Annotated in this window: 25 protein-coding genes and 1 tRNA gene; 16 read left to right on the plus strand and 10 right to left on the minus strand. The window is 51.5% G+C overall.

The features are described 5' to 3' along the window. Nucleotides 1-115: 115 nt before the first annotated feature. Nucleotides 116-1075 (plus strand): ABC transporter ATP-binding protein, encoded by a 960-nt coding sequence (locus ACZ48S_RS05670; RefSeq protein ID WP_464211659.1) that lies wholly within the window; start codon nucleotides 116-118, stop codon nucleotides 1073-1075. Continuing rightward, complete coding sequence (locus tag ACZ48S_RS05675; RefSeq protein WP_464211660.1) at nucleotides 1068-1871, plus strand: ABC transporter permease; 804 nt, start codon at nucleotides 1068-1070, stop codon at nucleotides 1869-1871. Before ACZ48S_RS05670 ends, ACZ48S_RS05675 begins: the two co-directional genes overlap by 8 nt. A 218-nt stretch (nucleotides 1872-2089) precedes the next feature. Here ACZ48S_RS05675 and ACZ48S_RS05680 read toward each other — a convergent pair whose 3' ends face one another. Both ACZ48S_RS05680 and ACZ48S_RS05685 read right to left on the minus strand, forming a co-directional pair. Further along, nucleotides 2090-3496 carry an MFS transporter gene (locus ACZ48S_RS05680; protein ID WP_464211661.1) on the minus strand — a complete coding sequence of 469 codons (1407 nt, stop codon included), beginning with the start codon at nucleotides 3494-3496 and terminating at the stop codon, nucleotides 2090-2092. A gap of 47 nt (nucleotides 3497-3543) precedes the next feature. Further along, nucleotides 3544-3987: a universal stress protein gene (locus ACZ48S_RS05685; RefSeq protein WP_464211662.1), complete on the minus strand. Its 444-nt coding sequence runs from the start codon at nucleotides 3985-3987 to the stop codon at nucleotides 3544-3546. 441 nt (nucleotides 3988-4428) lie between these two features. On the opposite strand from ACZ48S_RS05685, the gene ribD reads away from it, so the two are divergent. From ribD to ACZ48S_RS05735, 10 genes are all read left to right on the plus strand, one after another. Then, on the plus strand, nucleotides 4429-5526 hold the full coding sequence (gene ribD, locus ACZ48S_RS05690) for a bifunctional diaminohydroxyphosphoribosylaminopyrimidine deaminase/5-amino-6-(5-phosphoribosylamino)uracil reductase RibD (RefSeq protein WP_464211663.1): 1098 nt from the start codon (nucleotides 4429-4431) through the stop codon (nucleotides 5524-5526). Nucleotides 5527-5532: 6 nt separating this feature from the next. Further along, nucleotides 5533-6162 (plus strand): riboflavin synthase, encoded by a 630-nt coding sequence (gene ribE, locus ACZ48S_RS05695; protein WP_464211664.1) that lies wholly within the window; start codon nucleotides 5533-5535, stop codon nucleotides 6160-6162. A gap of 83 nt (nucleotides 6163-6245) precedes the next feature. After that, a complete protein-coding gene (locus ACZ48S_RS05700) occupies nucleotides 6246-7478 on the plus strand; it encodes a bifunctional 3,4-dihydroxy-2-butanone-4-phosphate synthase/GTP cyclohydrolase II (RefSeq protein WP_464211665.1) in 1233 nt (410 codons plus the stop codon). Further along, nucleotides 7471-7935 carry a 6,7-dimethyl-8-ribityllumazine synthase gene (ribH, locus tag ACZ48S_RS05705; protein ID WP_464211666.1) on the plus strand — a complete coding sequence of 155 codons (465 nt, stop codon included), beginning with the start codon at nucleotides 7471-7473 and terminating at the stop codon, nucleotides 7933-7935. The genes ACZ48S_RS05700 and ribH overlap by 8 nt, the downstream gene beginning before the upstream one ends. A 174-nt stretch (nucleotides 7936-8109) precedes the next feature. Further along, a complete protein-coding gene (locus ACZ48S_RS05710; protein WP_464211667.1) occupies nucleotides 8110-8349 on the plus strand; it encodes a hypothetical protein in 240 nt (79 codons plus the stop codon). 15 nt (nucleotides 8350-8364) lie between these two features. Then, the gene (locus ACZ48S_RS05715) at nucleotides 8365-8973 is read left to right on the plus strand and encodes a biotin transporter BioY (RefSeq protein WP_464211668.1); all 609 of its coding nucleotides are present in this window, start codon (nucleotides 8365-8367) and stop codon (nucleotides 8971-8973) included. A gap of 72 nt (nucleotides 8974-9045) precedes the next feature. Continuing rightward, nucleotides 9046-9122 (plus strand) — tRNA-Val (locus ACZ48S_RS05720). Between the two features lie 50 nt (nucleotides 9123-9172). After that, nucleotides 9173-9427, plus strand: a complete 255-nt coding sequence (locus tag ACZ48S_RS05725) for a Smr/MutS family protein (protein ID WP_464211669.1) — start codon at nucleotides 9173-9175, stop codon at nucleotides 9425-9427. A 71-nt stretch (nucleotides 9428-9498) separates the two neighbouring features. Next, complete coding sequence (locus tag ACZ48S_RS05730) at nucleotides 9499-9744, plus strand: glutaredoxin family protein (protein WP_464211670.1); 246 nt, start codon at nucleotides 9499-9501, stop codon at nucleotides 9742-9744. A gap of 80 nt (nucleotides 9745-9824) precedes the next feature. Beyond that, nucleotides 9825-9998, plus strand: coding sequence for a hypothetical protein (locus tag ACZ48S_RS05735; protein WP_464211671.1), 174 nt, complete (start codon nucleotides 9825-9827; stop codon nucleotides 9996-9998). Here the strand turns inward: ACZ48S_RS05735 and ACZ48S_RS05740 are convergent. Then, nucleotides 9995-10225 (minus strand): hypothetical protein, encoded by a 231-nt coding sequence (locus ACZ48S_RS05740; RefSeq protein WP_464211672.1) that lies wholly within the window; start codon nucleotides 10223-10225, stop codon nucleotides 9995-9997. The two genes, ACZ48S_RS05735 and ACZ48S_RS05740, sit on opposite strands and share 4 nt — an antisense overlap. A gap of 124 nt (nucleotides 10226-10349) precedes the next feature. Here ACZ48S_RS05740 and ACZ48S_RS05745 point away from each other — a divergent pair, with 124 nt between their 5' ends. The 4 genes from ACZ48S_RS05745 (at nucleotide 10350) to ACZ48S_RS05760 (ending at nucleotide 12423) form a co-directional block, all read left to right on the plus strand. Beyond that, a complete protein-coding gene (locus ACZ48S_RS05745; protein ID WP_464211673.1) occupies nucleotides 10350-10919 on the plus strand; it encodes a peptidylprolyl isomerase in 570 nt (189 codons plus the stop codon). Nucleotides 10920-10953: 34 nt separating this feature from the next. After that, a complete protein-coding gene (locus ACZ48S_RS05750) occupies nucleotides 10954-11505 on the plus strand; it encodes a peptidylprolyl isomerase (RefSeq protein ID WP_464211674.1) in 552 nt (183 codons plus the stop codon). Nucleotides 11506-11632: 127 nt separating this feature from the next. Beyond that, nucleotides 11633-12079: an SRPBCC domain-containing protein gene (locus ACZ48S_RS05755; protein ID WP_464211675.1), complete on the plus strand. Its 447-nt coding sequence runs from the start codon at nucleotides 11633-11635 to the stop codon at nucleotides 12077-12079. 104 nt (nucleotides 12080-12183) lie between these two features. Then, nucleotides 12184-12423 carry a hypothetical protein gene (locus ACZ48S_RS05760; protein ID WP_464211676.1) on the plus strand — a complete coding sequence of 80 codons (240 nt, stop codon included), beginning with the start codon at nucleotides 12184-12186 and terminating at the stop codon, nucleotides 12421-12423. Nucleotides 12424-12443: 20 nt separating this feature from the next. Here ACZ48S_RS05760 and ACZ48S_RS05765 read toward each other — a convergent pair whose 3' ends face one another. The 7 genes from ACZ48S_RS05765 to ACZ48S_RS05795 all read right to left on the minus strand — a co-directional run bounded on the left by ACZ48S_RS05765 (nucleotide 12444) and on the right by ACZ48S_RS05795 (nucleotide 18759). Beyond that, nucleotides 12444-13556, minus strand: a complete 1113-nt coding sequence (locus tag ACZ48S_RS05765) for a two-component system sensor histidine kinase NtrB (RefSeq protein WP_464211677.1) — start codon at nucleotides 13554-13556, stop codon at nucleotides 12444-12446. 147 nt (nucleotides 13557-13703) lie between these two features. Beyond that, nucleotides 13704-14519, minus strand: coding sequence for a tryptophan synthase subunit alpha (gene trpA / locus ACZ48S_RS05770; protein ID WP_464211678.1), 816 nt, complete (start codon nucleotides 14517-14519; stop codon nucleotides 13704-13706). After that, nucleotides 14516-15703: a tryptophan synthase subunit beta gene (gene trpB / locus ACZ48S_RS05775; protein WP_464214570.1), complete on the minus strand. Its 1188-nt coding sequence runs from the start codon at nucleotides 15701-15703 to the stop codon at nucleotides 14516-14518. Before trpB ends, trpA begins: the two co-directional genes overlap by 4 nt. Next, nucleotides 15690-16355 (minus strand): phosphoribosylanthranilate isomerase, encoded by a 666-nt coding sequence (locus ACZ48S_RS05780; protein ID WP_464211679.1) that lies wholly within the window; start codon nucleotides 16353-16355, stop codon nucleotides 15690-15692. Before ACZ48S_RS05780 ends, trpB begins: the two co-directional genes overlap by 14 nt. Nucleotides 16356-16395: 40 nt before the next feature. Next, nucleotides 16396-17169, minus strand: a complete 774-nt coding sequence (gene trpC, locus ACZ48S_RS05785) for an indole-3-glycerol phosphate synthase TrpC (RefSeq protein WP_464211680.1) — start codon at nucleotides 17167-17169, stop codon at nucleotides 16396-16398. Continuing rightward, nucleotides 17166-18191, minus strand: a complete 1026-nt coding sequence (trpD, locus tag ACZ48S_RS05790; protein ID WP_464211681.1) for an anthranilate phosphoribosyltransferase — start codon at nucleotides 18189-18191, stop codon at nucleotides 17166-17168. The genes trpC and trpD overlap by 4 nt, the downstream gene beginning before the upstream one ends. Continuing rightward, the gene (locus ACZ48S_RS05795; RefSeq protein ID WP_464211682.1) at nucleotides 18169-18759 is read right to left on the minus strand and encodes an anthranilate synthase component II; all 591 of its coding nucleotides are present in this window, start codon (nucleotides 18757-18759) and stop codon (nucleotides 18169-18171) included. Before ACZ48S_RS05795 ends, trpD begins: the two co-directional genes overlap by 23 nt. Between the last annotated feature and the right edge of the window lie 4 nt (nucleotides 18760-18763).

An 18763-nucleotide genomic window follows, 5' to 3' on the forward strand; every position in this document is an offset into this window, starting at 1 on the left:
TCTCTGAGATATCTCAATTCTAAAAAACCCCAACTTCTTGACAAAAGGTAGTTTTCATTCTAGAGTTAATCAAGTTACAAAACTGGAAAATAAAACCGCGTCGGGGGTTTCTCGGATGTCTGATGATGCTGTAGTTGTCAGGACAACTGACCTGACCAAGGTCTTTGATGAAACCGTAACCGCGGTGGATTCACTGAACATTACCGTACGCGAAAACGCCATAATTGGCTTCTTGGGCCCTAACGGTGCCGGGAAAACCACCACCATTAAATTACTTCTCGGTTTGCAGCACCCCACCAGCGGTTCCGCCTCTGTTTTCGGCATGGATATCGCCACTGACTCTTTGGATATCCGCAAAAGAGTTGGTTATCTGGCGCAGGACCCTCGGTTTTACGATTATATGTCAGCCCGGCAGACATTGAGATACGTCTGCCGTTTTTTTTATGCCGGCCCCAAAAACATGATTGAAGAACGCATAGAAGAAACCCTGGCTATTGTCGGCCTCACCCATATAGCCGATCGCCGGGTAAAAGGGTTTTCCGTCGGTGAGCGGCAGCGGCTGGGGATAGCCCAGGCTTATATCCATGCCCCTGACCTTCTTATCCTTGATGAACCGGCAGCATCCCTAGACCCCATGGGTCGCCGTGATGTACTGGAACTGCTGATGCAGTTAAGGAAAAAAACCACTATACTTTATTCCACCCATATCTTGAGTGATGTCCAGCGTGTCAGTGATGAAGTTATCATCATCAATAAAGGCAAGCTGGTTGTCCAGTCAAATATTGACAGACTGCTCACCGATAAAGATTCGTCCTATTCACTCATCACCAGGGGTGAAGCAGATATACTTCATGATATCTTCAATGCTCAGGATTGGATAAAAAGAGTTATTCATAGTTACGATAATGGTCAATCCCATTGGGATATTACAGTCAAAGATATTGAAATAGCCGAAGGCCACCTGTTGAAACTGGCATTGAACGCCGAAGGTGTTTTTGTTATTGATTTTGGAAAACGTAAGCATCAGCTGGAAGAAGTATTTATGGATTTAGTTGAAGGAGATAAAAGTGGCTGAAGTGACCGTTTTTCACAATTCAGCAGACCTGGAACCGGAAAAAGCCAAAGGTTGGCGCGTCGGTTTTTCCAACATACTGAGCCGGGAGTTGGAAAGGGTGTGGAACGTAAGATCATTGTTAATCCACAGTCTTATCTGGATGGTCCTTATTAACATGATCCTTGCCCTGGTTATTGAGCTGGAATCAACCAGCGGCATGGTAACAACAAGTTTTATTACTTATGTTTTATTGTCCGGTGTTCTGGCTCCCATGGGAGCCGCCGTCATTACTGCCGGTTCACTTATCGGCGAAAAAATATCGGGTACCGCCGCTTGGATTCTTTCAAAGCCGGTATCCCGTACCGGCTTTGTGCTGGCCAAGTTCATCGCTATAAGTTCCAGTGTTTTAATTACCGCGGTTGTTTTGCAGGCGGTCATCGCCTATGCCCAGTTGTCATTAGCCCAGCAGATGTTTATACCATTCGGAGCTTTCATCGGGGCTTTCTTTACCATCGTTCTAGCGGTTGTTTTCTACATAGCCATGTCTCTTATGCTGGGCACCATGTTCAGCAGCCGCGTACCGGTGATGGGTATCCCCCTGGCACTCATACTTATTCAGATTTTTTTAATCGGTGCGTTGGAAAATATAGCTAACTGGCTGCCGTATATACTCCCCGGCAGCTTGCTTTCTGTTGGTTCATCTCTGGTCACCGGAGAAGTATCGGAATACTGGCCATTGACTATTATCATCACTCTGGGGCTTTCGGGACTGTTTATCTATTTGGCTCTTCATCGCATGAACCGTGAAGAATTATAGGTATTACCCCCTTTTCTTCTTATCCGCTTTACGGAAAAACTAATGCGCTCCCCGTAAGACGGGTTATCACCGTTGCCGGGCATTCACTGGTTCTTCTTCACTATGCAATTTCACACATTAATTTCTTCCCAGCCAAGTCAAAATATACCCATAAACAAATCCGCCGCCGGTTGAAACCGGCGGCGGATTTGCTATTCATTTGCTAGCTTGGGTTAATACTATTTGGCTTTGCCTGCGGCTTCATCTTGTGCCGCGAAAGAAGCGCCCTCATCGTCAATGTCGATGCGGTTGGTTTCTTTAAGCAGCAGGGAACCGACAATAGCGCAGGTCGCGGCAATCAGCATTGGATACCACAGACCGGCATAGTTGTTTCCGGTCATATCGATCATCTGCAGACCGATAATGGGTACCAGGCCGCCGAACACGCCATTACCGATGTGATACGGCAGTGACATGGATGTATAGCGAATCTTGGTGGGGAATAACTCCACCAGGAAGGCGGCGATGGGACCGTAAACCATGGTCACATACACAACCTGGATGAAAATCAGGACCGATAACATAACCGGGTTGTAGCCGATGTAGTCAAACAGGAATGGCTGACCAGTATCTACCGGGGCGAAAGCCGCCATGGCGCCATAGATGGGATAGTAGGTCAGGGCAGCCAGGGCCATACCGGATAGCATGATTTTCTTACGCCCGATTTTATCCGACAGCCAGCCGAAGAAAATAAACAATGGCGTGGCCACCAGGATGGCGCCACCGACCACAAAGTTGGAGTCAACCAAGGTAACCTTAAAGATGTTCTGCAGGTAGTAGAGCGCATAGAACTGCCCGGTGTACCAGACAACACCCTGGCCCATGGTAGCGCCGAACAGTGCCAGTGCCACCCATTTCAGGTTATATGGGTTGGTAAAGCTTTCTTTCAAAGGATTCTTGGATACCGTCTTGGTGTCTTTGAGTTTTTGGAACATGGGGGATTCGCGCAGCGACAGTCGAATCCACAACGAAATAGCAACTAGTAGAATGGAAATCAGGAACGGTATACGCCATCCGTATTCATCAAACGCGGCATCGCCTGTCGCCAGCCGGGTACTCAGAATGACGAAAAGTGAGATGAACATACCCACCGTTGCCGTGGTCTGAATGAAACTGGTGAAGAAACCCCGCCGGCCATGGGGAGTGTGCTCGGCAATGTAGGTGGCCGCGCCGCCGTACTCACCGCCCAGCGCCAGGCCCTGCAGTATGCGCAGGGTAATCAGGATAATACCGGCGAATTCGCCCAGCACTTCCTTGGTAGGCAGGATACCTACAATGAAGGTCGCCAGACCCATAATGGCCATGGTGATGATAAAGGTAAATTTACGGCCGACTATGTCACCGATTCTTCCGAAGAAGATGGCGCCGAAAGGCCGCACGATAAAGCCTACCGCGAAGGTAGCCAGCCAGGCGATGATGTCGCCCAGCTCAGTGCCGGTCGCGTAAAATTTGGGAGCCACCACGGTTCCCAGCGAACCAAAGATATAAAAGTCGTACCATTCGATCATGGTACCGGCTGATGACGCGAAAATGACCTTTTTCAGGCTTTGCGCGCCATTTTTGGCAGTGTCAATAACGTTTGCCATGATCCCTCCCTTCTAAAATTTGGAGTATTAAAAAAATTGATTGTTAGTTATTTTTTCTTGTCTGCGCGGATCATCAAAACGGGTATTTTGGAATGTCGGACAACCCGTTCCGCCACGCTGCCGATGAGCCAGTTGGCCGGCCAGTTTCGGCCGTGAGTGGACATGGCAATCGCGTCTACGCCCATCTCTTCGGCCACATGGAGGATAGTGTTGGCGGGAGAGCCTTCCCGCATCTGACAGGAAACCTTGAATCCCCCGGCCTTAAGCTCATCACAGACCCTGTCCATGTAAGTGTTGGCCTTTTTCTCCTGCTCGGCGATGGAATAACCGGCAATAGACGGGTCTTCAAAGGCGAATTCCTGGGCTGGGTTTGACGCCACATTTAATAAAATAATTTCGGCGCCTTCCGAATATGCCAGAGCCTTGGCATGCGGTAAAACCCCTTCAGCGGTTTTAGACCCGTCAAGTGGTACTAAAATCTTTTTGTACATGCCTCCCTTCCTTTCTTCGAGATTTGGTCTTGCGACCGGTGTTTTTTCTTTTGGTGTCAGGACTAGAGCGGAATTACTCGATCGGACCTTGCCCTTAAATTAGGCCCTGAGGTTGTAACTTCGCCTCCTCCGAAGATTTAATGGTGGTATCATACAGGAACTAGTACCCAATTGCAAATAATATTTTTGGGGTTTTTTGCACTTCTGCCATTTTTAAAGACTTCTTTCTGTTTCTTTACTTTTACTTACTTATCTTTAGTCTTTTTAATGGCTTATTTTAGCAACAATCAGCCATTTTAAGTTCTCAGTGTTACCGTAGTTATTTTTTGGGATTATTAAATATTTTGCTTTATTTTCATTATTTTGCTCACTAAATAATCTGACTGAATTGATTGGTCGTCCGTTTGCCACTTGAAATAGCTGATGCTAGAATAGCTCGGTATGGATTACATGGAACAGGCTCTGAAATTGGCCGGCCTGGCCGTTGGTGAGGTAAGTCCCAATCCGGCGGTTGGCGCCATCGTGGTCAACAAAGATGAAATCGTAGGCCAGGGTTACACCCAGCCACCCGGAAAAGACCACGCTGAGATCGTAGCCCTGAAGCAGGCTGGTAAGCAGGCTCAGGGAGCCACCATGTTTATTACCCTGGAGCCATGTTCTCACCACGGACTAACCCCGCCCTGCACCGAAAGTATAATCAGTGCCGGGGTAAAAGAAGTTCATTTTGCCACCCTGGATGACAATCCCCTGGTATTCGGACAGGGTAAAGCAGCGCTGGAAGCCGCCGGTATTGAAGTCCATGTCGGTGAACATCGAGAAGAAGCCAGGCAACTGAATGAAGCGTATTTTAATTACATTAATAAAGGTACACCTTTTGTTATCGTCAAATATGCCATGAGCCTTGATGGTAAAATAGCCACCCGTAACGGTGATTCAAAGTGGATTTCCAATGATGATTCCCGGGCTTTTTCCCACGCGCTGCGCCATGACGCTGACGCCATTATGGCCGGAGTCGGCACCGTAATAACCGATGATCCCAAATTGACTGCCCGATGTTGTGCCGGCCGCGGCGGCACATCGCACAAGCAGCCGGTGCGCATAATAGTAGATTCAAATGGAAAAACGCCGCTTGACGCGTGTCTGTTCAATGAACCGGGGCGGACGATTATCGCTTTCGGTGGTCCGGTAGCCGAAGAAAAAAGACAGGCCTACCAGAAATCCGGGGCGGAACTGGTTGATTTCCCGGATGGCACAGGCAGGGTGGACCTGGCAGCCCTGGTCCATTACCTGGGGCAGCAAAAAATGACCAGCCTGCTTGTAGAAGGCGGCAGTTCAATTATCGGCAGTATGTTCGACTGTGGTCTGGTAGATAAAGTAATCGCCTTTATCGCCCCTATGGTAATCGGCGGAAGTACTGCCCTGACCCCCGTGGGAGGCACCGGGGCCGCCTCCCTGGATAACGCCTGCCGCCTTGAAAATATCCAGGTGTCCCGTTTTGACAATGATACCGCCATCACCGGTTACGTGATTAAGGACTAAGCAAAAATGTTCAGCGGCATAGTGGAAGAGACCGGCAATATCATCAGCATTACCCAATATTCATTATCTATCATCGCTGAACTTATCTTATCCGACCTTAAGCCCGGTGACTCGGTGGCTGTTAATGGCGTCTGTCTGACAGTCAAGCAGATCAACGGAAAAACATTTGATGTTGATATCATGCCGGAAACCCTGCGCCGTACCAATCTGGGCGAGCTGAAAAATGGCAGTGGCGTCAATCTGGAACGCGCCCTTGCCTATTCTGGACGCGTCGGCGGCCATCTGGTCCAGGGACATATTGATTCCACCGGCAAAATATCGCGTATCGAACGGGAAAATGACTCCGTCCTGCTGACAGTCAAGGCCCCGCCCGAAGCCCTGCGCTACATAGTTGAAAAAGGGTTCATTGCCGTTGACGGCCTGAGTTTAACCGCTTTTGATATCTCTGATACCGGCTTTACAATATCTTTGGTAGCTTACAGTCGCATTCATACGACAATAGGGCAAAAAAAGGTTGGCGACCGGGTTAATCTCGAGGCGGATATCATCGCCAAATACGTGGAAGCTTTCATCAACAGCAGACCGAAAAGCCGGATAACCACTGATTTCTTGGCCGAACACGGCTTTACTTCGTAATAATATCGGTTTTATTGTATCATTAAAGGTACCATCTGATTGATGCGGGTACTTTAATCCCTTTCAGGAGTTGAAAAACAATAATGTCCTTTGCACCCATTTCTGAAATTGTAGAAGATATTAAAGCAGGTAAAATGGTCATCATTGTCGATGATGACGATCGTGAAAATGAAGGCGACCTGGTAATTGCCGCTGATAAAATAACCCCTGAGGCGATTAACTTCATGGCGGTCAACGGCCGCGGCCTTATCTGCGTTTCCCTGCCCGGCAACAGGCTGGATGAACTTAGCATCCCTTTGATGGTACAGGAGAATCATTCCCAGCTCTGCACCGCCTTCACCGTCTCAGTGGAAGCCAGGCACCGCGTCAGTACCGGTATCTCAGCCGCTGACCGGGCAGAAACCGTCAAGGTACTCGTCAGTCCTGATTCCAGGCCGGAAGACATTCAAAAACCGGGGCACACTTTTCCGCTGCGCGCCCGTGACGGCGGAGTGCTGGTTCGAGCCGGCCACACCGAAGCCTCAATGGACCTGGCCCGGCTGGCTGGTCTCTACCCCGCCGGCGTCATCTGTGAAATCATGGCTGAAGACGGCACCATGGCTCGCTTGCCTAAATTGAAAACCCTGGCTGAGAAATGGGGACTGAAGATCGGCAGCGTAGCTGACCTTATCGCCTATCGCCGCCGTACCGAGAAACTGGTCCGGCGGGTAGCTGAAGCCAAACTCCCCACTCCTTATGGTGACTTTACCGCCGTCGGCTACAAAAGCCAGGTCGATCCCGGGGAACACCTGGCCATGGTATATGGCGATATTTCTGATGCTTCGTCGCCTGTACTTACCCGGGTGCATTCGGAATGCCTCACTGGAGATGTCTTCGGCAGCCTCAGGTGTGACTGCGGAGAGCAGCTTGATTTCGCCCTGAAACAGATTACCGCCGCCGGACGCGGGGTGCTGCTGTATATGCGCCAGGAAGGACGCGGCATCGGTTTCCACAATAAAATATGCGCCTATGAACTGCAGGACCAGGGATTGGATACCGTTGAAGCCAATGAAAAACTGGGCTTTGCCGCCGACCTCAGGGATTATGGCATCGGGGCGCAGATACTGGCTGACCTGGGCTTGAGCCAGATAAAATTATTAACCAACAATCCCAAAAAAGTAGTCGGACTTGAAGGTTATGGGCTAAAAGTGGTAGAAACTATGGCAATTGAAATGCCGCCCAATGCCCACAATAAAAGATATCTGGAAACCAAGCGACAGAAAATGGGACATACATTTAAGCAGGCCGAAAAGGCTGAAGGAGTGATAGATGGCTAATTTTGAGGGTTCTCTGATTGGTCAGAATTTGAAGTTTGCCGTGGTCGTATCACGGTTCAATGAATTCATGACCGGGAAACTTTTATCCGGAGCTAAAGATGCCTTCGCCCGGCATGGAGTGTCTGAAGACAGCGTCGACCTGGCCTGGGTACCCGGAGCTTTTGAGATTCCGATGGTAGCCAAAAAACTGGCTAAGAGCGGACGCTACGACGCCATAGTCTGTCTTGGGGCTGTTATAAAAGGAAACACTCCCCACTTTGATTATGTCGCCGGAGAAACAGCAAAAGGCATCGCTGCCGTTAATCTAGAGGTCGGGGTTCCAGTCGCTTTTGGGGTAATTACTGCTGATACCCTGGAACAGGCTATTGAGCGCTCCGGTTCTAAAATGGGTAATAAGGGTTTTGATGCCGCGGTACAGGCCATTGAAATGGCTAATTTGCTTAAAGAATTGGAATAGTATCTCTAAAAAAATTTTAACACCCGGGAGATGCGGTAATCCCAACCCCCGCTGGCAAAGGCCTGTTCGCCTGCCTTAATTTAATTGCCGTCTTATTTGTTTGATACCGCGTTCTTTTGACACTCCCGGTCCTAATACATATAATGAAGCGACTCTGAATTACCGGAGCATATTTTGAGCGATAGACCAAGAACCAACGTTAACCGCCGTGAAGACGCAGCCACCCTTGAGGAACTGGCACAGCAGGTGTCTGTATTGGATGAACGCCTGGACAATATTGATTCTATCGTCACTAATGTTGCCGAACGGGTCATGAGCCAGCCTATTACCATCTCCGTAACTTGCTCCGGCTGCGGTAGGGTCAGTACTTACAACCTGTTGGCCAGTGAAAAACCGACCATCGGGCGAAAATAACTTCTGGAGTTTCGTATGGAACTGCTATCTCATTTTGAACAGATTAAATATGATATTTTTCGCCGTCGCCAGGCGCTTTCCATCCCAGCCAAGATAACACTGGCTGTCGGATTCGCTGTGCTGACCGGCCTGCTGGCCCAGGTTAAATTTTCCTTGCTGCCCTTCTCGCCGGTCCCCGTCACTCTGCAGACATTCGCCGTCCTTATGGCTGGTATTACCCTTGGCCGCTGGTGGGGCGGCGGTTCTATGGCGCTGTATGTCGGTCTGGGTATCGCCGGCGTCCCCTGGTTTGCCGGCGGCGTGGCCGGTTTCGGCTCTACGTTCGGCTATCTGATAGGTTTTATCATGGCAGCTTTGCTCATCGGTCACATTGCTGACCGATATGCTGTATCTCGCACTATACCCCGAATGTTCGGTCTGATGGGACTGGCTACACTGCTGTTGATCTATGTCCCCGGCGTTATCTGGCTGTATCTATGGTTGGGTATTGTCGGACAGACACCCACCATAACATCGGTTATCGCCATGGGAGTCGCGCCTTTCCTGGCGGGTGACCTGGTAAAAACAGCCGCCGCTGCGGCGCTGGCCCGAGTCATCACTCCCGGACGTGATTATTTAAGTTAAACGAATATTTTCGGCTTAAGGCAGCATTTGCCATACCAGGCCGCTTAAGTTAAAATCTTAGCGCTTCATCAGGGGCGGTTAGCTCAGTTGGTTAGAGCACTGCGTTGACATCGCAGGGGTCAGTGGTTCAAATCCTCTACCGCCCACCATTTACACCGGCCCTCACTCAGGTCAATCCACCAGGTTATCCGGAGTTGTCTTGGCCAAACTAACCTTGGACCTACATGATATCTTCAACAAAGGCGCCTCAATTGACGCCGAACTCAACCGTGTGATCGAAGAAGCCTTAGCTAAACGGATAAGTCCGGTGGAAATCATCCCCGGCAAGGGTTCCGGACAGCTTAAAAAACGGGTTCTGCGTTTTCTCGCCCAACCGCACGTCAAAAAACTCTACCATCGCGTGGAAAAAGATGACAAAAACTTCGGGCGAATTTTTGTTCATTTTCGGCATTGACCGGCAGTCGACCTCTTTCTGGTTAACCGATTGCGCTGATTCTGTTTTATAATTATTCCGCGAGGTGTTTTATGACTGAAAAGGAAATTATTATGTACGGGACACAGTGGTGTCCGGATTGCCATCGTTCCAAACGGGTCTTAGAATCCAAGGATATCACTTTCAAATGGGTAGATATTGCCCGGGAGCCGGATGCCGCTGCTGAGGTAGAGCGTCTGAACAAGGGTTATCGCAGCGTCCCCACCATTGTATTTCCCGACGGTTCAATCCTGGTGGAGCCATCTGACGCCGAACTGGAGAAAAAACTAGCCGCCTGAAACGCACTAGGTCAATTGGGTAATCAAAATAATTCAGCCGCTGCCTCGCTCCTCCACCCGCAGCGGGTAAGGACTTAGGGATGTCTTTGCTTATCGGAATCACCGCCGGATTGTTCGATGGACTGGGCATCAGCCTGTGGCTCAATGGCGAAGCATTGATGGGCGCCGCCTGGATAATTTTGGGGCTGGCAGTATCCGCGATGCTGTACCTGAGATTGGTAAAAGACGCGGACCAGAAAAACCGGCGCCCTTAGCCCTTTCTTTTGTCCCGCTGCTTATCCAGGTTCTCCAATATGGCATTGGAAAGACCCACCATTAAATTATTCATGGTAACCTTTTCATCTTCGTCAGCCGGTGACATCAGCGCGCTGTACCAGATATCCCCGGACAGACCTACCACCGCGTACACATCAAGAAATTCCTTTGTACCGTCTTTATAATTGATGGAAACACTGGAAATGGGTTTTTCTATTTTCATCATCGCCTCCAGCCTGATATAAATCAGATTATATAGTTTGTGTGACCCATTTTATACCCCTGATTTGGCAACGGACACTCTTTTCCCTTATCATTAAAGCTGATTCTTGAAATTCTGATGAGGCTGGATGAAACATTTAAAAACCTGGCTGCTGGTGCTGCCGCTTCTTGCTGTTCTGGCAACCACCGGTTGCAGCGCCGCCCCTCAACAGCAGTACGCTGTCATTGAAACCAACCTGGGTACTTTTAAGATCGAATTCTTTACTGAAGACGCCCCCAATACTGTCCAAAATTTCATTGAGCTTGCCGAAGACGGATTCTATGACGAAATCATTTTCCACCGCATTGTTGATAATTTTATGATACAGACCGGTGACCCTAACGGTAATGGTACTGGCGGACCCGGTTATACTATAGCAGATGAACTCCCGGTAAAACGTTCCTATGAACCAGGCATTGTTGCCATGGCCAACCGCGGCGCACCGGATACCGCAGGAAGCCAGTTCTTCATCTGCACCGGTATCCAGGCCCGGAACCTTGATCAGAATCCAACTTATACCCAATTCGGCCGGGTGATTGAAGGCATGGACGTAGTATCGGAAATTGCGACGGTGCCGGTAACGCGGTCTCCCAACGGAGAGCTTTCCCTGCCAGTGAACCCGCCTTACATGGTCAGCGTTACCATCACTTCATCATAATAAAATATCAAAAGTCATATTGAAAGGAAACAGAATGAATTCAAATCAAACCCCTAAGCGCTGGACTGCTCCGCCGGAGATGACAATCGATCCGGCTAAAAAATACCGGGCGGAGGTAGAAACCAGCCTGGGCAGCTTTACCATTGAACTACTGGCCGATGAAAGCTCTCGGACGGTCAATAATTTCGTCTTCCTGGCCGGTGAAGGCTTTTATAACGGAGTTATATTCCATCGGGTCATCAAGACCTTCATGATCCAGAGCGGCGACCCGACCGGTACCGGAGCCGGCGGCCCCGGCTATAGATTCGCCGATGAGCTTCCGGCCAAGCACTCTTATGACCCCGGTATAGTCGCCATGGCTAATGCCGGACCTGATACCAATGGCAGCCAGTTTTTTATCTGCACCGGCGCTGATTCCCGGGGCTTAAACGGTGCGCCCAACTATACCCAGTTCGGCCGGGTCATCGACGGAATGGATGTCGTCCAGCAGATCGCCTCTGTTCAGGTCGGCCGCTCGCCCCACGGCGAGATGTCCAAACCGGTTGAACCTCCGGTCATCAAAAACATCACCGTAACTGAAAGCTAATAAATGAAATCGTCACAGTATCTGCGGGAGATCCAGGTGGTGAGCGATGGCACGCCTAGAGCCGATTGCCGTCATACCGGCTCTTGCTCCTGCCCGCAAATAAACTGTTCAAGATACAATGATTGTGATGCCTGCCGGGCTAAACACCGTAGCACTCTGCCACATTGCGAGCGGCAGGTTGAACGTTAAAACCATCGTTCAGCTGGCGGTCTTCGAATTCCCGGCGCGTGAGGTATTTCGAACCCTGACCGATAGTGACCGCTTTAGTGCTTTCAGCGGCAACCGGGCGGAAATAGATGCCGTGGCGGGTGGCCGCTTTTCCACTTACGGCGGACATGTCACCGGTACTTTCCGCGAGATTGTCCCCAATAAGCTCATCGTCCAGGAGTGGCGCGCTTCGGACTGGCCGGACGACGCTTCATCTCTGGTTACCATTGAATTTCAGGAAAAACGCGGCGCCACCACCCTGATGCTGAACCAGGAAGGAGTCCCCGGGGAATTTGCCGAAACCGTAGCCCAGCGCTGGCACAATAATTGCTGGGACCCTCTCCGTGACTACCTGGAAGACCGTTAAGCCCGGAACTACCAGGCACTGCTCAGTTGTTTTGGGGTATTTCTTTTTCTCACTGCTTGGTCTATAATCAGCAGTTGAAACATCTCTGATGCCGGGAGGGTTGTATGACTGATGAACGTCAATACGAGATAGTGGAAACCAAGTATTCCCCCAAAACAGTAACCCGCCTGGATTACCTGGGTAATTTTGAACAGGCTAAACAAAAAGCTATTGAACTGGCTCAGCAGAATATCGGTGTGAGATATGCGGTATTCCCGCAAAACGGCATCGTAGCTGAATATCAGGCTTATTTCCGCACCACCATGAAATGTCCCCACTGTGGTGAAACCATCCCGGTTGAATAATCACTCCTGGCAGTGCCTGGTTATACCGGGTTTTCAGCTGCCGCCGGCAATTCCACTATAAAACGGGTTCCCTTGCCCACTTCGCTTTCAGCCCTGATGCATCCTCCATGACGGTTCACTATTCCGCGGCATATTGAAAGTCCCAGGCCGGTACCCTCGCCATTTTTTTTAGTGGTAAAAAACGGAGAAAATATCTGTGATAGCTGTGACTTGCTGATGCCGGGGCCGTCATCTGTTATAACAACTTCCACTCCGTCGCTTCGCTGTTGCGTGGTAATCGTCAACCGACCTTCCCCATGATATTGGGACATGAAAAACTCGGCGTTGATGATGAGATTGATGAATACCTGCTGCAGTTCCAGGGCATCAGCAGCCACCAGGGGCAGACCGTCTTCCATTTGGGTCTCAACCGAAATATTTTTAATCCTCAGCTCATATTCTCTTATCTGCAGTACAGCATTGATAACAGCGTTTACCTCGACCGGCCCGTACACCGATTCTCCGCCGCGGGCGAAATTCAATAATTTCCGCACAATCTCCGCCGCCCGCTTGGCTTCACTGGCAACCAGTTCCAGGTCCGGCCTGAGTTCCGCGGGCATCTTATTATTATCCAGCAGCAGCTGAGTGAATCCGATAACCCCGGTCAGCGGATTGTTAACTTCATGAGCCAAGCCTGAAGTCATCTCTCCCAGTGAAACCATCCGGTCGGTTACCAGCAGGTTTTCTTCCATCTGTTTGCGCTCGGTAACGTCTTTGAGTATTTCCACCACCCCTACCATTTTGCTGTCATCATTCAGTAACGGAGCCAGTGTTATTTCCATGTAGCGTCCCCGATGGTCATCATAGTGTTCCCGTGTTACCGGCCGGTAGTCCATCATTACTTGCCGGCGCGGGCATTCCTCCGGCGGCTCATCAGTATTGTGAACAACCCGGTAACAATATCGGCCCAGGCAGGAAGATATGTCGTTATTACCGTAATGCCGAGCAAAAGCCTTGTTCAAACGCACAATGCGGTATTCGTTATCATATATGGCAATCGGGTCAGTAATTGAATCAAACGTAATTCGCCACTCCTCGGCGGCACACCGCAGGGCTTCACCCGACGGCTGATTGTTGACTGAAGACTGCTTCATAACACCCTGCAGCGATAATAAACAAAAGTCACAGTTAATTACTATAGTAGTTATGAACGCTAGTGTCTATAATACTATCTGGCTATACGCGGCCATTATCGGATAGATTTGGTATAGTATTTTCGTACTATTACCAAAGGCTAACCCCTACGATAGTCCTGGCTGGCCTGCGGAGAGACGGCCGGTAGAGCTGTCAAGTTCCCGTCGTATACTACCGATAAAAGCCGACAGTCTTTCCAGGGTATTATCTTCATCAATCAAGTTAATCAGCCGGCTGCCGATAATCACTCCATCAGCCATGCCGGCTATAGCCTTTGCCTGTTCCGGTGACGAAATACCGAAACCGATTGCCAGGGGCTTGGTCGTCTTTGCCCGGACTTTGGCGGTAAACTCCTGCAGATAATCCGGTACACCCTGGCGGGCGCCGGTGACCCCGGACACCGATACCAGGTAGATGAAGCCTCGGCTCTTAGTGGCCACCAGTCCGATGCGTTCATCGGTACTGGTCGGCGTCAGGAGGTGTATCAGGTCCATTCCATTATCCGCCGTCGCCTTATCCAGGATTCCGGATTCGTCCGGAGGCAGGTCCGGCACTATGAGACCATCAACACCGGCCGCCGCGCTCTGGCGACAGAACTCCGGTGGACCGTAGCTGAGGATGGGGTTGTAGTAACCCATAAACACCAGCGGTATTCTTACAGTCCGGCGTAGCTGTCGTGCCAGTTCAATGCAGGCTGCCGGGGTCACCCCGTTTTCCAGTGCCCGGAAACTGGCTGATTGGATGACCGGTCCGTCGCCGATGGGATCGGAAAACGGAATTCCCAGTTCCACGATGTCACAGCCGGCCTGTTCCAAACATTCCACCGCCTTCAGTGTGGTACCCAAATCCGGATAGCCGGCTGTAAGATAACCAACAAGTGTTTTTCGCCCTTTTCCGAACGCTGTCGTAATCCGACTGCTCATTGCTTTACCTCCAGGCTGCTCTTCACAATATCCATGTCTTTGTCCCCGCGGCCGGACAAGCAAACCAGCACAGTCTGTTCAGCGCTCATGGCTGAAGCGGTCTTAACCGCCTGTGCCACGGCATGAGCTGATTCCAGGGCCGGCATGATACCCTCGGTCTCGGACAGCAGCCGAAAGGCTTCCAGCGCTTCAGCGTCAGTTATGGCAGAATACTCGGCACGCAGACTGTCTTTAAGATAACTGTGTTCCGGCCCCACGCCGGGATAATCCAGGCCGGCGGAGATGCTGTGCGTTTCCGTTACCTGGCCATGCTTATCCTGCATCAGGTAGGACATGGCACCGTGCAGCACACCGGGCCGTCCACCGGAAAGCGTAGCCGCATGCCGGCCGGAACTGACTCCGCAGCCGCCGGCTTCAGCCCCAACCAGCTTAACCCCGGCGTCACTGACGAATGGATAAAAAATACCCATAGCGTTGCTGCCGCCGCCGACACAAGCCACCACCTGGTCCGGCAATGCCCCGGTTTTCTCCAGCATCTGCTCCCTCGCCTCCCGGCCGATAACCGCTTGAAAATCACGCACCATCATCGGATACGGGTGCGGCCCGACTACCGACCCGATAAGATAATAGCTGTCATCGGGATGACTGACCCAGTCCCTCATGGCTTCGTTAATGGCGTCCTTGAGTGTCCGGGAGCCTGAATCCACCGCAATAACTTCGGTACCCATCAGCTCCATCCGGAACACATTTAAAGCCTGGCGCTTCACGTCATCCGCTCCCATATAGACCACCCCGGAAAGCCCCAGCATGGCGCATACCGCTGCTGTAGCCACACCGTGCTGTCCGGCGCCGGTTTCGGCAATGATGCGACGCTTGCCCAGCCGCTTAGCCAGCAAGCCCTGCCCCAGGGCATTGTTGATTTTATGAGAACCGGTATGAGCCAGGTCCTCCCGCTTGAGATATATTTTGGTGCCGCCGCACCTGGCCGTCAGGTTAGCGGCGTAATACAGCGGCGTCGGTCGCCCCGCATATTCCGACAGTAGCCGGTCAAGTTCCTGGTGAAAGGATTCATCGGCTTTTAACATTTCATAACCGCGCACCAAATCAGTCAGCGCCGGAACAATAGTTTCCGGGACATACCTCCCGCCGTATTCTCCGAAATACCCCCTATTATCTGGCAGCATCATTAACTCCTTGTAAAGTCTTTTCGGCTTCTCGCACCGCGCGTATAAAATCATGTATTTTTGTGGCATCTTTTCCTCCATTGCTTTCCACCCCGCTGGAGACATCCACCCCCCAGGGTCGGTGCCGGCTTATCAGATCGTTCACATTATTAGGATTCAGACCGCCGGCAATCATCACCGGCATCGAAGGATCCAGTCGTTTCAACAGATTCCAGTCGAAGCATTCACCGGTACCGCCGTATTTATCAGTCGACTTGGTATCCGCCAGGTAGATGCTTCGCGCCGGACTCGCAGTCATCATGGCATTTATTTTTTCAGGCATCATGTCTTTATCAATCCGGACCGACCGGATGACCGGGCGCTCAATCCGGCGGCAATAATCATCGTCTTCATCACCGGACAGCTGCACCCGGTCCAGACCGCAGTATTCGGCAATACGGTTGACCTCCGGTGCCGGCAGGTTAACAAAAACTCCGATTATCTCCGGCCGCACCGCCTGTCTCACCAGGTGCTGGGTTATTTTTACCGCCCTCTCCGGCGTAATCTGGCGCGGGGAAGCGGCAAAAACCAGTCCGATGAAGTCTACCTCCAGCCGCCGGCACAGGTCCGCTGTTGCTATGTCGGTTATCCCACAAATTTTTATTCGTGTCATTTCGTAATAAACACCGGTTCCAAATTTAATCCTTTTATGTTTAAATATTCATTATTAGAGATTCTATTTTACTCCCCGTCATCAGCGCTTCTCCCACCAGCGCCGCGTCAACGCCGCATTCTCGCAGGTACCGGATATCCCCCGATGAAGAAATGCCGCTCTCGCTGACCACCAGGCGATCACCAGGAATCAACGGCCTTAATTTACCTGTAATATTTATGTCAACTTCTAATGTTTGCAGATTGCGGTTGTTGATACCGATGACCCGGGTACCGGAACACAGTGCCCTATTTATCTCGTCTTCTCTGTGTACCTCCACCATGGCGATCATACCCAGCTGCCGCGCCAGTTCCGTCAGCTGGTTCAACTGTTGTGACGTTAGAATAGCGGCAATGAGCAATAAGGCGCTGGCGCCCCAGGCTCTGGCTTCATATACCTGGTAAGGGTCGAGGATAAAATCCTTGCGCAGCAGCGGCGGCCGTCCGGGTCCCAGTTCTTCCGCAATCTCTTTCAGGTACGTTGGGCTGCCCAGAAAATATTTCTCCTCGGTCAGCACCGATATAGCCGCCGCGCCGCTTGTGGCATAGGCCCGGGCAATTGTTGTAGGCGCGAATTCCTGGCAGATGACACCTCTTGAAGGAGAAGCTCTTTTAACCTCGGCTATTATGCTGACACCGTCCCCGTCGATAGCCGCCGCGAAATCCGGCGGCGCCGGGCGTTTCTCGGCCAGACTTCTAATCTGCTCAAGGGGTATATGCTGCTTCCGCGCCGCTGTGGCCTGCCGCGTCGCCAGGACAATATCGTCCAGTATCATCGCCGCGCCTCCAGCATCTGGCTGACTTCGATGAATTTCTCCAGCTTAGCCAGCGCTTTGCCGCTGTCAATAGCATCGGCAGCCGTGGCTACCCCTTCAGCCAGGGAATCGGTTATGTCAGCCGCTTTCAATGCCGCCGCGGCATTAATTATCGAGGCGTTTCGCAATGGTCCCTCTTCTCCCTGGAGCAGCCGCAGCATAGCCGCGGCGTTCCAGCGGGCATCGCCACCTTTTATGGCTTCAGCGCCGCATCTCTCCAGGCCGAATTCCGCAGGATCAATGTCATAGCATTCCAACTTATTGTCGCGTAGCTCGCAGATATGAGTCACGCCGGTCAGCGTAATTTCATCCAGCCCGTCAGCACCGTGTACCACAAAGGCGTGATGGCTGCCCAGCTCCTTAAGCACATTAGCAATGGTCTTTACCAGTTCACGGCGTGGTACTCCAATAACCTGCGCCGCCGCACCGGCCGGATTGCATAAAGGACCCAGCAGGTTAAAAACCGTTCGGATGCCGATTTCCCGGCGTGGCGGTCCGGCATGCTTCATGGCCGGGTGGAATACCGGCGCAAACATAAAGACTATCCCGGCCTGTTCCAGGCACTGCACCGCCTCCGCCGGCAGGAGGTCTATTCTGACTCCCAGTGCCTCCAAAACATCGGCTGAGCCGCATTGAGATGACACCGCCCGGTTGCCGTGTTTGGCTACCTTCACCCCGCAGCCGGCGGCGATAATGGCCGCCGCGGTGGAAATATTGAACGTGCCGGCTTTATCTCCTCCGGTACCACAGGTATCTACCAGCGGCCCGGCCGCGCTCATCGGCAACGCCTTAGCCCTCATGGTCCGGGCCAGCCCCACCATTTCCTCCACTGTTTCCCCCTTGCATCTGAGAGCAGTTACAAAGGCCCCGAACTGTGCCGGTGTCGCTCGTCCTTCCATTATTTCCCCCATAACCGCCGCCGCTTCTTCACTGTTCAAAGACCTGCCTGATACCAGTGTTTCAATGGCATCCCTGATAACCATTTTGCCCTCCGTTGAGAAAGTTTTTCAGAATATCCCGGCCGTATTCCGACATGAATGACTCCGGGTGGAACTGCAACCCTTGAACTTCATATTCCCTGTGTTTTAGTCCCATAATCTCACCGTCAGCAGTCCAGGCCGTCACTTCCAGGCATTTCGGAAGCGTCTCCCGACGCACTGCCAGCGAATGATAGCGAATTACCGAAAACGGTGACGGAACATCTTGGAAAAGACCGCGGCCGTTGTGTTCCACCATGGATGCTTTGCCGTGCATCACCGCTCCGGCTCTGACCACCTCTCCGCCGTACACCTGGCCCAGGCACTGGTGACCCAGGCATACGCCCAGCACCGGTAGCTTCGGCCCGAAGTGCCGAATTACGTCCATGGAGATACCGGCATGGTCCGGTGTTGAAGGACCGGGTGAGACAACTATCTTCTCCGGCTTCAGTAATTCAATGCCGGCCAGGTCTGTCTCATCGTTGCGCCTGACTTCTACATTCGCTCCCAATTCACACAGGTACTGGTACAGGTTGTAGGTAAAACTGTCGTAGTTATCAATGAGAAGAATCATTATT

This window comes from Dehalogenimonas sp. NIT-SK1 (genome assembly GCF_055384165.1).

Excerpts from the sequence above, each read along its gene's own strand:
- ACZ48S_RS05670 (WP_464211659.1), top strand. The coding sequence starts at position 116 with ATGTCTGATGATGCTGTAGTTGTCAGGACAACTGACCTGACCAAGGTC.
- ACZ48S_RS05680 (WP_464211661.1), bottom strand. The coding sequence starts at position 3,496 with ATGGCAAACGTTATTGACACTGCCAAAAATGGCGCGCAAAGCCTGAAA.
- ACZ48S_RS05685 (WP_464211662.1), bottom strand. The coding sequence starts at position 3,987 with ATGTACAAAAAGATTTTAGTACCACTTGACGGGTCTAAAACCGCTGAA.
- ribD (WP_464211663.1), top strand. The coding sequence starts at position 4,429 with ATGGATTACATGGAACAGGCTCTGAAATTGGCCGGCCTGGCCGTTGGT.
- ribE (WP_464211664.1), top strand. The coding sequence starts at position 5,533 with ATGTTCAGCGGCATAGTGGAAGAGACCGGCAATATCATCAGCATTACC.
- ACZ48S_RS05700 (WP_464211665.1), top strand. The coding sequence starts at position 6,246 with ATGTCCTTTGCACCCATTTCTGAAATTGTAGAAGATATTAAAGCAGGT.
- ribH (WP_464211666.1), top strand. The coding sequence starts at position 7,471 with ATGGCTAATTTTGAGGGTTCTCTGATTGGTCAGAATTTGAAGTTTGCC.
- ACZ48S_RS05715 (WP_464211668.1), top strand. The coding sequence starts at position 8,365 with ATGGAACTGCTATCTCATTTTGAACAGATTAAATATGATATTTTTCGC.
- ACZ48S_RS05730 (WP_464211670.1), top strand. The coding sequence starts at position 9,499 with ATGACTGAAAAGGAAATTATTATGTACGGGACACAGTGGTGTCCGGAT.
- ACZ48S_RS05735 (WP_464211671.1), top strand. The coding sequence starts at position 9,825 with ATGTCTTTGCTTATCGGAATCACCGCCGGATTGTTCGATGGACTGGGC.
- ACZ48S_RS05740 (WP_464211672.1), bottom strand. The coding sequence starts at position 10,225 with ATGATGAAAATAGAAAAACCCATTTCCAGTGTTTCCATCAATTATAAA.
- ACZ48S_RS05745 (WP_464211673.1), top strand. The coding sequence starts at position 10,350 with ATGAAACATTTAAAAACCTGGCTGCTGGTGCTGCCGCTTCTTGCTGTT.
- ACZ48S_RS05750 (WP_464211674.1), top strand. The coding sequence starts at position 10,954 with ATGAATTCAAATCAAACCCCTAAGCGCTGGACTGCTCCGCCGGAGATG.
- ACZ48S_RS05755 (WP_464211675.1), top strand. The coding sequence starts at position 11,633 with ATGCCTGCCGGGCTAAACACCGTAGCACTCTGCCACATTGCGAGCGGC.
- ACZ48S_RS05760 (WP_464211676.1), top strand. The coding sequence starts at position 12,184 with ATGACTGATGAACGTCAATACGAGATAGTGGAAACCAAGTATTCCCCC.
- ACZ48S_RS05765 (WP_464211677.1), bottom strand. The coding sequence starts at position 13,556 with ATGAAGCAGTCTTCAGTCAACAATCAGCCGTCGGGTGAAGCCCTGCGG.
- trpA (WP_464211678.1), bottom strand. The coding sequence starts at position 14,519 with ATGAGCAGTCGGATTACGACAGCGTTCGGAAAAGGGCGAAAAACACTT.
- trpB (WP_464214570.1), bottom strand. The coding sequence starts at position 15,703 with ATGCTGCCAGATAATAGGGGGTATTTCGGAGAATACGGCGGGAGGTAT.
- ACZ48S_RS05780 (WP_464211679.1), bottom strand. The coding sequence starts at position 16,355 with ATGACACGAATAAAAATTTGTGGGATAACCGACATAGCAACAGCGGAC.
- trpC (WP_464211680.1), bottom strand. The coding sequence starts at position 17,169 with ATGATACTGGACGATATTGTCCTGGCGACGCGGCAGGCCACAGCGGCG.
- trpD (WP_464211681.1), bottom strand. The coding sequence starts at position 18,191 with ATGGTTATCAGGGATGCCATTGAAACACTGGTATCAGGCAGGTCTTTG.
- ACZ48S_RS05795 (WP_464211682.1), bottom strand. The coding sequence starts at position 18,759 with ATGATTCTTCTCATTGATAACTACGACAGTTTTACCTACAACCTGTAC.